Origin of the sequence: Bacillus sp. DHT2 (assembly GCF_026241455.1) — a bacterium.
GTDB classification, from domain to species: Bacteria; Bacillota; Bacilli; order Bacillales; family Bacillaceae_G; genus Bacillus_A; species Bacillus_A pseudomycoides.
In genome coordinates, this window is record NZ_JAPHWH010000005.1 from 394,577 (window position 1) to 408,497 (window position 13,921).

Genomic DNA, 13,921 nt, shown 5'->3' on the forward strand with positions numbered 1-13,921 from the left:
AATAGAAAGGTGATTCTTTATGGAAGAAGTCTTACACATTAAAAATGTCTCTAAAGTGTATGAGGGCAAAGTCCCTCATACCGCTTTAAAAAATATTAATTTACATGTAGATAAAGGAGAATTTGTCGCAATTATGGGGCCTTCAGGAAGCGGTAAATCTACTTTCTTAAATGTAATTTCAACAATCGATTCTCCTACTGCAGGCGAAGTTTTTATTAACGGGAAACAGCCGCACACATTCCGCAGGGAAAAACTAGCTGTTTTCCGCCGCCAAGAACTAGGGTTTGTTTTTCAAAACTTTAACTTATTAGATACGTTAACAATTGGTGAAAATATCGTATTACCATTAACGTTAGACAATGTTCCGCTAAAAGAAATGGATAAGAGATTAGATATTGTTTCAAAGAAACTTGGGATTGACCACATTTTAGACAAGCGGATTTTCGAAGTTTCTGGTGGACAAGCACAGCGCACTGCGGTAGCTCGCGCTGTTATTCATAATCCATCTCTCTTGCTTGCTGATGAGCCTACAGGAAATTTAGACTCTAAAGCAGCAATCGACGTAATGGAACTTTTTACAAAATTAAATAAAGAAGAACAAGCAACGATCTTAATGGTAACACATGACCCGTTCGCAGCGAGCTATTGCAACCGCGTGATTTTTATTAAAGATGGTGAACTTTATAATGAATTACACCGCGGACTATATCGAGAAAAGTTCTATCAAGAAATACTTGATGTATTAGCATTATTAGGAGGAAGACGTGGATGACATTTTGGCAATTTGCATTAAAAAATGTCATGCGTAATTCTAAAGCATATTTTGCATATTTTTTAAGTAGTGCTTTTTCGATAATGGTTTTCTTCTCACTTACTGTATACTCGTACCATCCGCGTTTACAGAACTTACATGAACAAGGACCTCTGATGAATTTAATCGGAATGGCGCAATTTGTTATCATCATGTTCTCGTTCTTTTTCTTGCTGTATTCGATTGGAGCATTTTTAAACGTACGTAAAAAACAATTTGGTATTTTAACAGTTCTCGGTATCTCTAAGAAACAATTAAAACGCCTTGTATTTATGGAAAATATGATGATTGGAATATTAGCCATTTTTGTTGGTATTCAAGGTGGTCTTGTTTTTTCTAACTTTTTTCTATTGGTTACGTCCAAATTAACAGGTGCAACAGGGCTCTACTTATATTGGCCTACAAGGGCAATTATCGTCACAACTGTAACTTTCATCGTTCTATTTTTTATCGTTTCTACGTTTACACCTATGTTTGTTCGTACACGTAAAACGATTCGTCTCATTAAAAACGAGCAAAAGTTAAGAAAAGAAAAACGGCCTTCTATTCTCATTTCTTTATTTGCTTTAGCTTGTTTAGGACTATGTTATTATATCGCGGGGTACCCAAAAGGATATGTCACCGAAAAAAACATACAAGATGGCTCCGTATTCTTTATTATTTTATCCATTTTGCCACTTGTAACAATTGGAACGTATTTATTATTTTCTCAAACGATTCTTCTCTTTATATCTATTTTAAAAAAGAGAAGAAGATTTTATATGAAACAAATAAATATGTTATGGATTTCAGATTTAGTTGCACGTACGCGTGGTAATATTAATATGCTCTTTATTGTTACCATGTTATCTGCGCTTGCTTTTACAATTATTACACCGCTCTTTGCTATGAATAATTACACAAAAGCAACTATTTTAGAACGTTATCCTGTTCCGTTCACCTATACATCTGATCCAGGAAATTCATTCGAACAAAAACATATTGCTACGATAGAGCAAGAGCTTACCAATTATCAATTTCAGTATCAAAAATATAAATTTGCAGTTTTAAAAGATAAAGCTCTAGAACAAGACGTTGCTATTATGAAAATGAGTGATTATAATACACTAGCTACGCTGTTAAAAAAACCAGAAATTCAGTTAGGACCAGACGAAACATATATAATTTCTAGGTTTTCACCAACTCTATTAAATTTAATAACCAATCCATTTGCAAAGCAAGAAACAATAACTTTGGAATCTAACAAAAAAAAATTTCTCATTAAAGGATTTTTAAATCAAGGAGTAGAGCCACAATACGCTCTTCCTGACACAATTGTGATGCAAGATCATGTCATTGATAATATGATTCCGCATATTGAAACCATTACCATTTATAACTATATTGTTGAAAATTGGGAAGACACTCTTATCCCTACCAAAAATGTGGTGAATAGTATAGATAAAGATCGAAACGATTTATTGGAGAAAACAGAGAAAGAAAAACAACATAACGCTATCCCATTCAGTCTTTTTACATCTAGTGACGAACTAGCATACAGTAAAAAGAGTAATGTCTCTAGTTTCTTTATTGGCACTTTTCTCGGTATCATCTTCTTTATTGGAGCAGCAAGTGTCTTGTACTTCCGTATGTATAATGATTTAACAAGAGAAGAGCAAAAGTATATTGCCATTACAAAAATTGGACTAACAGAGTCCGAGATGTTTCGTTCTGCAACGATTCAATTGGCAATTTTATTTTTCGTACCTTATATAGTCGCTGCCTTCCATACAATATTTGCCATCGTTTTTTTACAAAACATACTCGCAATTTCTCTACTCAAAGAATTATCATTTGTACTTACTTTATTTGGGATGATCGAGATTATTTTCTTCTTTTTAATCCGTTCCCTTTACATGAATAAATTATCACAACGCCTTAAATTGTGAATAAAATAGCCTTGTGCATGCGCACAAGGCTATTCTCAATAGTTTTTGTTAGCAGTATCCGTAACCACCACCAAAGCCACCATAGCCGCCGCCATATCCACAACCGCCACCGTAGCCACCACCGAAGCAGCTAGCACCGATGATAATCAATAAAATAAACAATACGATTAGAAGCGCAAAACCGCCTCCACAGCCGTGTCTTATGTGTCTATGGTGATGTTCATGTCTGTCATCGCATCTGTCATCGCACTTATCACTCATTACTCTATTCCTCCTTTAGTATCATTCGTAACAACAAGGGGATCCTATCATGTTCTAAATGAGCGGATTCAATTTATATTATGTTTACATGGGAAATCGGGAGCTTGTTTTTCCCAAAAACAGGCTTGTTTTACGAAAAGATACAACGAAACCTTGGATTTACTGATAAACCATCAATAAAGAATGCAATGCCTGCGAATCACAAAAGAACCTACGATAATTGAATCATCGTAGGCTCTTTATCCCGCTATTTGTGGGCAGTAACACTCCCACCTCATTCAGTGAAAGCAAAGAAGTTAAGCAGGTGATGAACTGCCCGTAAAAGCCCGATTGGTGAGGGCTAATAATCAGTGAGGGATGAAGCTCCCCACTGATTAAAGTTTCACTTTATATACGCTGTACAAACAACTTTCCTTCTTGCAATATACGCTTTTGTAGTTGTTGATTAGAGAGTGTATTTAAATGTACCACATCAAATTTCACTCTTCCCTCCAGCTCTTCTGTCAACTCAAAACATAACCATTGAAATTGTTTGTGCGAAGCATTCTTCGTTTCAATCGCAATGTGATGACTACATTGATCTGTTACTTCTTTCCTTACGTGAGGCCCAAAAATATATGCAACTTTTACAAATGACACCTTTAACAAATATGCTTGTATAACCCGCAATATATCTTCCTGCTGCCTCATACATTCACCTCTCACATACAATCCGTTTTCTCGTAATCTCTTCTAATCTTTCCCGGTTTACGCCATATCCAAACCCAAGCTCTTTTGGAACAATTACTTTCCCGCCTTGCAATGTTACTTCTGGTGAAATAATATCTCGCTCCCAGTGTCTACTTGAAGCTGAAATATCACCCGGAATCGTAAAGTTTGGGAGTGATGCTAACGCAATATTTTGCGCACGTGAAATCCCCATTTCAACCATACCGCCGCACCAAACAGGAATACCATGTTCCTTGCAATAATCATGAATTTGGATTGATTCTGTTAAACCGCCAACTCGTCCCGGTTTAATATTTATAATGCGGCAGCTTCCAAGTGTAATAGCTACTCTTGCATCTTCTAAGCTATGAATACTCTCGTCCAAACAAATAGGTGTCTCTATTTGTTTTTGGAGCTTAGCGTGATCGAGAAAATCGTTATCCGCTAAAGGCTGTTCAATCATCATTAACTGAAATTCATCCAATCGTTTTAATCGCTCAATATCCCCTAACGTATACGCTGAATTTGCATCGACCATTAATGGAACCTTTGGAAAGACTCTTCGTATTTCCTTTATTAGCTCATAATCAAATTCCGGTTTGATTTTCACCTTAAAACGTTGATATCCTTCTTCTGCATACATTTCAATTCGTTTTAACATATTAGAAATCGTATCTAACCCAATCACAACACCGACTTCAATTTCTGACTGTGTTCCTCCAAGTAAAATCGCTAATGACCTGTTTTCGTGTTTCGCATACAAATCCCATACAGCGCCTTCTATTCCCGCTTTTGCCATACGGTTACGCTTTATATGCTGAAAGAGACTCGGAATTTCATTTGGATGTGTAATTTCAGCTTTCAATACATCTGGTATTAAAAAATCTTGAAGCATATGAAGTACCGTTGTTACAGTTTCTTCTGTATACCATGGTTCTGAGAACGCAACAACTTCCCCAAACCCGATATATCCGTCCGTATCCTCAAGTTCAATGACAATACTTTCCCGCGTTTCATACGTTCCGTAACTTGCTGCAAAAGGAATCACAAGAGGCATTTCTGTTACATAAAGCGTCGCCTTTTTAATTCTCATTTACATCTCCTCCAGCAGGTGCCTTAGTTCCCGCCTTAACAATTTTTTCGAAGCATTACGTGGTAATTCAAGTAAGAAATGCACTTCTCTCGGTACTTTATATCGCGCTAATTTTTCTTCACAAAATTGAATCAGTTCTTCTTCTGTTATATCGTCAGCCTTAACAATAAACGCAGCAGGCACTTGTCCCCACTGTTCGTCTGTTTTCCCAACAACTCCAGCTTCCGCCACTTTAGGATTTGCAAGCAGTACTTCTTCAATTTGCGCTGGATAAATATTTTCTCCGCCTGAAATAATGAGATCACTACGACGATCTAATACATATAAAAATCCTTCTTCATCTAAATACCCAAGATCTCCAGTATGAAGCCAACCGTCTATTATTGTTTCACGCGTTGCGTCTTCACGTTTAAAATAGCCATGTGTCACATTCGGTCCTTTTACAACAATCTCTCCTTCAACATTCGGTGGCACTACTTCTCCATCCTTCTCAATTCGAAGCTGGCATGAGAAAAGCGTTTTTCCTGCTGAACCAACTTTCGTTAACATGTAATCAGCTGAAAGTGTGCAAATTTGCGAGGATGTTTCTGTCATACCATATGTTTGGTACACAGGGATTCCTTTTGTTACACATGTTTCTAAAAGTGGCTTTGGTGCTGGTCCTCCGCCTAATAACATGCAACGTAAAGAGCTCGGATATGTTTCCTCCCCAAGTCTTTCTAATAAGTCCATTAACATCTTAGAAACGACAGATATGATTGTTATTCCCCGAGTTTTTATTGCCTCATGAATGAAATCAGGATCATATTTCGGAACGAGTAAAATCCGCATACCGTACATAATATTTTTCATTAACAGAGATAATCCGCCTACATGAAACATTGGCATGCACGCTAACCAACAATCATCATCGCGAAGCCCTAAGTTAAGTGATGATCCAACAGCACTCGCCCAGTGATTACCGTATGTTAAGATAACCCCTTTCGGTTTGCCTGTTGTTCCTGACGTATAAATAATTGTCATCGATTCTTCTAAAGAAAACTCCTCTTGAACGACTGCAGTTTTCTTCGGTCCGTTCACTACCTCTTCAAATGCATATACTAGTACCTGTTCTGTTTCAAATTCTTGGTCCGTTACTAAGCAAACAACTTCAGCATCATCCATTTGCCAAAGTAGCTCTTCTCTTGAAAGACGTGTATTTAGAAGTACAGCTACTGCCCCAATATAAGATAAGGCGTGAATTACTGTAATCATCTGGGTACCATTTTTCATCAGAACAGCCACTTTTTGACCTTTTTCTATCTGTAAGTATGAAAGGTGTTCACAAACAGATCCTACTTTTTCATGCAGTTCTAAAAATGTAATCTTCTCCTCTTTTGTCTCAATCGCAGTGCGCTCTGGTGTTAAAAAAGAACGTTGCATTAACCAATTGGGCATTGTCTCCATTACACATTCTCCTTCCATTAAAGAAAGAGACTTGATGTACAATCAAGTCTCTTGTTTTTGTTTCCGCTTTTAATCTTATCCAGCTACAGCAGCTAGAATAGTCGATGGCTTTGCTGCTTCCTGCGAGGCAAACTACGCCTCTTCGTCTGAAGCTCCATCCCTCTCACATTCTGAACGAGCCGCTTCCGCTTTTAATCACGGAAAACGAGGGAATTGTCCGAAGTCTGGACGGCGTTTTTCTTTGAACGCGTCGCGGCCTTCTTTTGCTTCGTCAGTTGTGTAGTACAATAACGTTGCGTCTCCCGCTAGTTGCTGGATACCAGCTAAACCGTCTGTATCTGCATTGAATGCAGCTTTTAAGAAACGAAGTGCCATTGGGCTGTTTGCTAAGATTTCTTCTGCCCATTGGACTGTTTCTGCTTCTAGCTCTTCTAATGGTACAACTGTGTTTACTAAGCCCATATCAAGTGCTTCTTGTGCACTGTATTGACGGCATAGGTACCAAATTTCACGAGCTTTCTTATGACCTACCATGCGAGCTAAATAACCAGCTCCGTATCCGCCATCAAAGCTACCTACTTTAGGACCAGTTTGTCCGAATACAGCGTTGTCTGCTGCGATTGTTAAATCACATACGATATGAAGTACGTGTCCACCGCCAATTGCATAACCTGCTACCATTGCGATAACTGGTTTAGGGATTGCGCGAATTAAACGTTGTAAGTCTAATACGTTTAAGCGTGGGATTTGGTCTTCACCTACATATCCACCATGACCGCGAACTTTTTGGTCGCCGCCAGAACAGAATGCACGTCCACCTTCACCTGTTAAAATGATAACGCCAACATTTGCATCATCACGTGCTTGTGCAAATGCATCGATTAACTCCATTACCGTTTTAGGACGGAATGCATTATGTACTTCAGGACGGTTAATCGAAATCTTTGCGATACCATTGTATGTAGAATAAATAATATCTTCATAATTGCCTTCTTTTACCCATTCAATAGCCATTATTCTTACCTCCTTTTTATTGTGCTAATGGTTGTCCACTAGCCTCTATAAGTTCTACTTTCCTCAAAAGAAAAAAGTGTCACTGTATGGTTTTGAGAAATCCCTCTACTATTGTACCAAACTTTTGCGGTTGTTCCACATGAATTGCATGGCCAGCCCCATCAATTTTGACAAATTTCGCGTGAGGGATGCGTTTTTGTATATTTTGTAAGATGTGAAAGAACTTCTGATCGCTCTCTCCATTCATTAACAAGACAGGCATTTTGAGCTCTTCAAGCTGACTCCACCAAGAAGGCTGAGCTCCTGTTCCCATGCCCCGAAGGCTATTTGCGAGTCCTTTCGGGTTATTAGCAAGTCGCTCTTTCCTTACTTGTTCTTGCACACCTCGTGATAACTTTTTTTGCGTTGCAAACAGCGGGATATTTTCCCATCTGTTTACGAAAGCTTCTATTCTTTCTAATTCAATTCGATCTGCAAGCTGTTCATCGCGCTCGCGGCGCTCTTTCCGGTCCGATTCCATCTCAAGTCCAGCTGTGCAGTTCTCTAATAAAAGAGATTTCACGCGGTTTGGATATAAGCATGCCATCGTAATCGCCAGTCTTCCGCCCATTGAATAGCCGAGTATATGTGCTTTTTCAATATTCAAATGATCGAGTAGTGTCGTCATTTGAAGTGCTACATTTTGAATATCATAATGCATAAGTTCCTCGGGACTTTCCGTTTTTCCATGTCCCACAAGATCAACTGTGATGACTTGGAACTGTTTACTCCATGCAGGAATAAACGAATGCCACGTTTCCATGCTCCCCGTAAAACCATGAAGAAGTAGAAGTGGCTCTCCACTACCGACCACTTCATATTCATACGTTATACCTTGCAGCGCTACTTTCATTCCGATTCACCTTGCAAAATTTCCGTAGCAACCTTCGATGTACTTGCCCATAAATCACGGTGCAATTGTAAATTCTCTTCTCGGTTTGTACAAATTTCCACAACGTGTAACCCTTTTTCCGTTGTTCCTTTTTTTACTTCATGACGAAATGCTTCCCAGTCATTTACACGCGAGAATGAACCACCGTACATTTTGACAACATGTTCATAATCAAGCCCAAGCGGCGTTCCGAATAATGATTCAAAATGTTCTTTTGACTTGTATTGTGGTAGGAATGAGAAGATGCCACCACCATCGTTATTAACAACGACAATTGTTACGTTTAAATCATGTAATTTTGCTGCTAAGAGTCCATTTAGGTCATGATAAAATGATAAATCACCAATGACTAATACGAGTGGTTCACAAACAGTGCTCGTTCCTAAGGCTGTTGAAATAATCCCATCAATCCCATTCACACCACGATTTGCCATGACATGAATTTTTTTATCTATGTTAAAGAAAAATGTATCTGTGTCACGAATTGGCATGCTATTGCTGACAAATAACGTCGCTTCTTCTTGTAACACATGCACAATGTCTGTAATCACTTTTCCTTCAAACGCTGTTTCATATGTTTCGATTTCACGAAGCTTTTTCTTCGTTGCATCGTTTATATGTTTCCACATCTCGCACCAATCATTCTGTTCTCGCTTTTGCATATTATCTGTCATTGCTTTACAAAACGAGACGTCGCTTGCACATACCACTTCCGTTGCTACAAGAGCTGGATCTCTCCATTTTCCTGATTCATCTACAACAATATGGACAGCAGCCGTTTGTTTCTTTATATATTGCGTTAATGCCTTAGATACTGGCATACCACCGAAACGAATAATGACATCTGGCTTCCATGTATCCTTCAAGCATTCATTTCGTAAAAATGTATCATAGCAATCGATTACCAATGATTTATCGTGATTACCGCTCCGAAGACCTGAAAGCAGATCTGCCAAAATTGGATATCCAGTTTTCTCAGCAAGCTGCGTGATAACTTCAGCAATCTCTGGATGACTATCGTCTCCACAAATAATAAGCCCCTTTTCCATACTCAAAAGGCGCTCTGTAAGAGAACTTACATATTCACTCGTCATCGCCATATTCCCTTGATGAACTGCCCCTGTATATTCACCTCGTCCTTTTTCCCATAATTCCTCTAAAGAAAAGTCAGGGATCAACGGCTCTCGAAGTGGAAAATTAATATGGACAGGTCCCCTTGGCGCAAGAGATGCACTTGCAACAGCACGCCCGGCTGTCATACGGGCATAATGATACATCGGCTCTCTAGCTTCTGGCAGTGCCATCTCCATAAACTGTTTCACAAAGGAGCCATATAAGTTCAGCTGATTCATTGCCTGCGGGGCACCAACATCTCTTAGTTCATGTGGTCTATCTGCTGTTAAGACAAGCAATGGCACACGCGAATGAAAGGCTTCACAAATTGCTGGATAATAGTTCGCTGCCGCTGTTCCTGATGTGCATAAAATCGCTACAGGACGCTTCTTCGCTTTCGCAATACCGAGCGCGAAAAAAGCAGCTGATCGTTCATCTACATGCAAATATGTTTTTATCTGTTCATGTTGCTCCATTAGCAAGGCTAGCGGCGTTGACCGCGAACCTGGACTAATGACAACATCATATACATTTAGACGCGCCAGTTCGTCCACAAACGCGCCTAAATAATATGATAATGCTTCTATATGATTATTCATTTCATTAATTCCTCCAAAGCACCAAGCATCGGTCTAAACTTCAAACTTGTTTCTTCATATTCAAGCTGTGGTACTGAATCAATCACAATACCGCAGCCGGCAAATAAGGATGCCTTGTCACCATTTAATAGCCCGCAGCGCAGGGCTACCGCAAATTCGCCGTTCCCTTTGTCATCTATCCAGCCGATTGGTGCTCCGTACAATCCACGGTCTAATAACTCTACATCACGGATGAGCTTCATCGCCGCGTGGCGTGGCGTACCACCAAGTGCTGGCGTTGGATGCAGTTCTTCCACCATTGAAAGAAGTGATGCTTCACCTTTCGCTTCAACCGGTGTATATAAATGTAGTAAATTTTTTGTTGTTAATAAACCTGGACGATGCGGAATAGTAACGGATTCACAATGCTCTGTTAATACGCTACGAATCATATTGACTACATAACCATGCTCTGCTAAATTCTTTTCATCATGAAGAAGCGCATCACCATTTTGCTTACTTTCTTCTATAGAATTACCATGACCAATCGAACCAGCAAGGCACATCGATGTAAATTTTCCGCCTTCTTTTCGAATTAATCTTTCAGGCGTTGCTCCTAAAAAGCATGCTCCTTTATAATCGAAGGAAAACACGTAACAATCCGGTTGCCCAATACGGAGCGCCTCTAAAACACGAGCAGAATCAATATTCTGATCCATCGTTAGTTTTAATTCTCTTGCCAATACAACCTTTTGTACAATTCCTTTTTTCATTTCATCCTGCACTTTTACAATTGCATTCATCCAGCTCTTTGGATCAACTTCTACTTTAGAAGTTACTGTTAATTTTGCTTCTGTAAGCGGACAGTTGCATTCTTCTAAAATTCTTTTTTCCAAAGAAACAATTTCTTCATACACTCCCTGTGCAGAGTCTTCAGCTGAAATAAATGTATTCATTGTTAACCATGCTTTTTCATTTTTTACCGTTAAAAGAAAAGCCGGTAACGATAATGTTGTATCTTTAAACTCTTCCCAAAGATCCGTTTGTTCTTTTTCTGGATCAAATGAAAAACTACCAAATAAAAGTGGACCCGTTCCAAATTCATACTCTTCTCTGTGAACAATTGCTTTCTCTTGCACTTTACTCCACTTTTCGTGGGCATTTTGAAAGCGTTTGTCAGAAGAATTTGCTATAGTGAAAACAGAGCCAATTCCAGCAAATATGACATGCTGAGATGGGTCTGCAAAATAACATCTATTTTCGGATGCAATCCTTTTTCCTGCTGCATAAAAAAGAAGCGGATCCATCCAATCTATTTGTTTTACAAAACTGACCAATGTTTTTTCATTCGTCGCATGTTTAATAGCTGCCAAAATCACTTCTTGTAAATCTTTTTGTTTCGTCTGAATCACAAAGTCTCCCCCCTATGGGCGAAAAATAGTCATAAATACGCTTGATTTTAAGATACACCTCAAACGAAAGCCCTGTCAACGTTTAGCATTTCTGAGAAATTCCCCTTCTCTTCCTAGAAAATAAACGTTGACACTAAATGATGCTTTTCCTACACTTAATTGTGTATATTATGTGACAAGGAGGATTCAACATGGAAATGAAAGTCGAAACGAATTCCTCTCCTATGTCGCCAAAGCCAAGTAAACAAACAGGCTGGCGCATTTGGTGGAGTTTATTACGTCCTCATACATTAACAGCAGCTTTTGTTCCTGTTTTTATTGGAACAGCTTATGCAATGCAAGTAGGGGGTATCAATCAAATACATCTCCCTCTTTTCTTTATCATGCTTCTTGCTTGTCTTCTCATTCAAGCAGCAACAAACATGTTTAATGAATACTTTGATTATAAAAGAGGATTAGATCACGAAGGTTCAGTTGGTATCGGTGGTGCCATTGTCCGTGACGGAATTCAACCAAAAACAGTCCTTAATTTAGCATTTGGATTTTTCGGTATCGCAATGCTTTTAGGCGTTTATATTTGTATGAACTCTAGCTGGTGGCTTGCTGCAATCGGTCTTGTTTGTATGGCTATTGCTTACCTTTATACAGGCGGCCCACTTCCGATTGCCTATACGCCTTTTGGAGAATTAACAGCAGGATTATTTATGGGTGTTATTATTATTGGTATTTCATTTTTCATTCAGACAGGAACTGTAACATCAGAAATTATTTTAGTATCTATTCCAAATGCGATTTTAATTGGAGCGATTTTACTTTCCAACAACATTCGTGATTTAGATGGAGATAAAGAGAATGGCCGTAATACATTAGCGATTATTGTTGGACGTGAGAACGCAATTGGTGTTCTTGCTTCCATGTTTATTGTTTCCTACATTTGGACAATTGCCCTAATCATTGTCGGAATCGTGTCCCCATGGATGCTGATTGTTTTCCTAAGTGCCCCGAAAGCATTTAAAGCGACAAAAGGATTTATCGGCAAAAGTATTCCAATGGAAATGGCACCTGCGATGATCGCGACGGCAAAAACAAATACAATCTTTGGTTTCTTAATGGGAATCGGACTATTACTTGGTTATTTCCTATAAAAGAGGAGCTGCTAGAGCAGCTCCTTTTTCCTTTTTCCATTTTCAAAATATATCGGCGATTTTTTAAATATATCGACCGTTTCTCCTCATATATCGGCACTTCGACACAACATATCGATCGCTCGACATTTTACAACACGATCGACTCACTCAAATACCGGGATATTTCCCGCAATCAAGCTCATACTACATAAAGAAACCGAATTGTAGGAAGGTGGATACTATGTTAACTCCACAACAAATCAATCATTTTAAATCCATTTTAGAAAAGCAACTGCACGAAATTGAACAAACGCTGCAAAGTCATGAAGGCGAAGACCGCGCCTCTGAACGGGAATCTGTTGGAGAATTATCCGCTTATGACAATCATCCCGGCGATATGGCTACCGAATTATATGAACGCGAAAAAGACTTCGGGCTTATTGAATTTTGGCATAAGCAACTGCAAGATACAAAGCATGCCTTACAAAAAATCGAAGCTGGCACATATGGGGTTTGCGAAGTTTCTAGTGAAGAAATTCCACTAGAAAGATTAGAAGCGATGCCAACTGCTACGACCTGTATAGAACATACAACGAATAAATTAAACTTAAGCGCACGTCCCGTTGAAGAAGAATTAGTAGAGCCACCGTTTGGCAAATACGATATGGACAGTGCCGTAGGATACGATGCAGAGGATGCTTGGCAAGATGTTGCTTTATACGGAACATCAGAAACACCATCTGATTTAGAACGCCGCGACTCGAAAAACTTTGATGAGATGTATGTAGATGCTGAAGAACCACGCGGTTACGTAGAAGACTTTGAAAACTTCATCGGAACAGATATGTATGGAAAGAATCCACAGGTGTATGCAACAGAAGAGCATGAAGAATATGAACAGATGCTGGATGATTTTGAAGAACGAACTTATAAAGGTGAGTTATCTCCGAATGAGTCTAGTTCAAAAGAATAAAAAAGCATTCCGAAATTCGGAATGCTTTTTTCTCGCTAGCTAATTAGTTTTTTGTAACGTTAGCAGCTTGTGGTCCACGGTTACCTTCAACGATTTCGAAAGAAACTTCTTGACCTTCTTCTAAAGTTTTGAAGCCGTCGCCTTGGATAGCTGAGAAATGTACGAATACATCGTCTCCACCTTCAACTTCGATGAAACCGAAACCTTTTTCGCCATTAAACCATTTAACTTTACCTGTTTGCATGTCATGTACCTCCTAAATAAAAATGAAACTATGAATCCACATGAAAAGGTGGATATAAAGGACATGAATGTATCTCAGACCTGATGCCTTGAATTAAACACGCTTTATTTCCGTACCACATTATGTAGCTCAATAGTGATTTCACTATATCACGCTCTATCAAAAACGTCAAATGAGAACACTTTCATTTCAGCATTTTTCTCATATTTTTTAAAAAGGTTCACAAAATATGTAAACTATATGTAAAGTGAAACTTTAATCAGTGGGGGTTTTCTTCATCCC

The 13,921-nt window shown here is 38.8% G+C and carries 13 protein-coding genes; 4 read left to right on the top strand and 9 right to left on the bottom strand.

Translation table 11 applies throughout. The annotated features are described in order from the left end of the window. Positions 1-19: 19 nt before the first annotated feature. Positions 20-772: an ABC transporter ATP-binding protein gene (locus ORL93_RS15530; RefSeq protein ID WP_006096319.1), complete on the top strand. Its 753-nt coding sequence runs from the start codon at positions 20-22 to the stop codon at positions 770-772. Beyond that, a complete protein-coding gene (locus ORL93_RS15535; protein WP_033799175.1) occupies positions 769-2,739 on the top strand; it encodes an FtsX-like permease family protein in 1,971 nt (656 codons plus the stop codon). The genes ORL93_RS15530 and ORL93_RS15535 overlap by 4 nt, the downstream gene beginning before the upstream one ends. 48 nt (positions 2,740-2,787) lie before the next feature. Here ORL93_RS15535 and ORL93_RS15540 read toward each other — a convergent pair whose 3' ends face one another. The 8 genes from ORL93_RS15540 to ORL93_RS15575 form a co-directional block, all read right to left on the bottom strand. Beyond that, on the bottom strand, positions 2,788-3,000 hold the full coding sequence (locus ORL93_RS15540; protein WP_018764638.1) for a YjcZ family sporulation protein: 213 nt from the start codon (positions 2,998-3,000) through the stop codon (positions 2,788-2,790). A 387-nt stretch (positions 3,001-3,387) separates the two neighbouring features. Then, positions 3,388-3,690 carry a hypothetical protein gene (locus ORL93_RS15545; protein ID WP_018764639.1) on the bottom strand — a complete coding sequence of 101 codons (303 nt, stop codon included), beginning with the start codon at positions 3,688-3,690 and terminating at the stop codon, positions 3,388-3,390. Positions 3,691-3,694: 4 nt separating this feature from the next. Further along, a complete protein-coding gene (menC, locus tag ORL93_RS15550; RefSeq protein ID WP_097795689.1) occupies positions 3,695-4,801 on the bottom strand; it encodes an o-succinylbenzoate synthase in 1,107 nt (368 codons plus the stop codon). Next, a complete protein-coding gene (locus ORL93_RS15555) occupies positions 4,802-6,247 on the bottom strand; it encodes an o-succinylbenzoate--CoA ligase (protein ID WP_097795688.1) in 1,446 nt (481 codons plus the stop codon). Between the two features lie 195 nt (positions 6,248-6,442). Then, positions 6,443-7,261, bottom strand: coding sequence for a 1,4-dihydroxy-2-naphthoyl-CoA synthase (gene menB, locus ORL93_RS15560; RefSeq protein ID WP_003201443.1), 819 nt, complete (start codon positions 7,259-7,261; stop codon positions 6,443-6,445). A gap of 79 nt (positions 7,262-7,340) precedes the next feature. Further along, positions 7,341-8,153 carry a 2-succinyl-6-hydroxy-2,4-cyclohexadiene-1-carboxylate synthase gene (menH, locus tag ORL93_RS15565; RefSeq protein ID WP_265959183.1) on the bottom strand — a complete coding sequence of 271 codons (813 nt, stop codon included), beginning with the start codon at positions 8,151-8,153 and terminating at the stop codon, positions 7,341-7,343. After that, entirely contained in the window at positions 8,150-9,904 is a 1,755-nt protein-coding gene (gene menD / locus ORL93_RS15570) for a 2-succinyl-5-enolpyruvyl-6-hydroxy-3-cyclohexene-1-carboxylic-acid synthase (RefSeq protein WP_265959184.1), read from the bottom strand. The genes menH and menD overlap by 4 nt, the downstream gene beginning before the upstream one ends. Further along, positions 9,901-11,295 carry an isochorismate synthase gene (locus ORL93_RS15575; protein ID WP_265959185.1) on the bottom strand — a complete coding sequence of 465 codons (1,395 nt, stop codon included), beginning with the start codon at positions 11,293-11,295 and terminating at the stop codon, positions 9,901-9,903. Before ORL93_RS15575 ends, menD begins: the two co-directional genes overlap by 4 nt. 191 nt (positions 11,296-11,486) lie before the next feature. On the opposite strand from ORL93_RS15575, the gene ORL93_RS15580 reads away from it, so the two are divergent. Beyond that, positions 11,487-12,440, top strand: coding sequence for a 1,4-dihydroxy-2-naphthoate polyprenyltransferase (locus ORL93_RS15580; RefSeq protein WP_006096311.1), 954 nt, complete (start codon positions 11,487-11,489; stop codon positions 12,438-12,440). Positions 12,441-12,663: 223 nt separating this feature from the next. Continuing rightward, positions 12,664-13,395 (top strand): yteA family sporulation protein, encoded by a 732-nt coding sequence (locus tag ORL93_RS15585; RefSeq protein ID WP_265959186.1) that lies wholly within the window; start codon positions 12,664-12,666, stop codon positions 13,393-13,395. Positions 13,396-13,438: 43 nt separating this feature from the next. Here ORL93_RS15585 and cspD read toward each other — a convergent pair whose 3' ends face one another. Beyond that, complete coding sequence (gene cspD / locus ORL93_RS15590; RefSeq protein WP_001193049.1) at positions 13,439-13,639, bottom strand: cold-shock protein CspD; 201 nt, start codon at positions 13,637-13,639, stop codon at positions 13,439-13,441. Between the last annotated feature and the right edge of the window lie 282 nt (positions 13,640-13,921).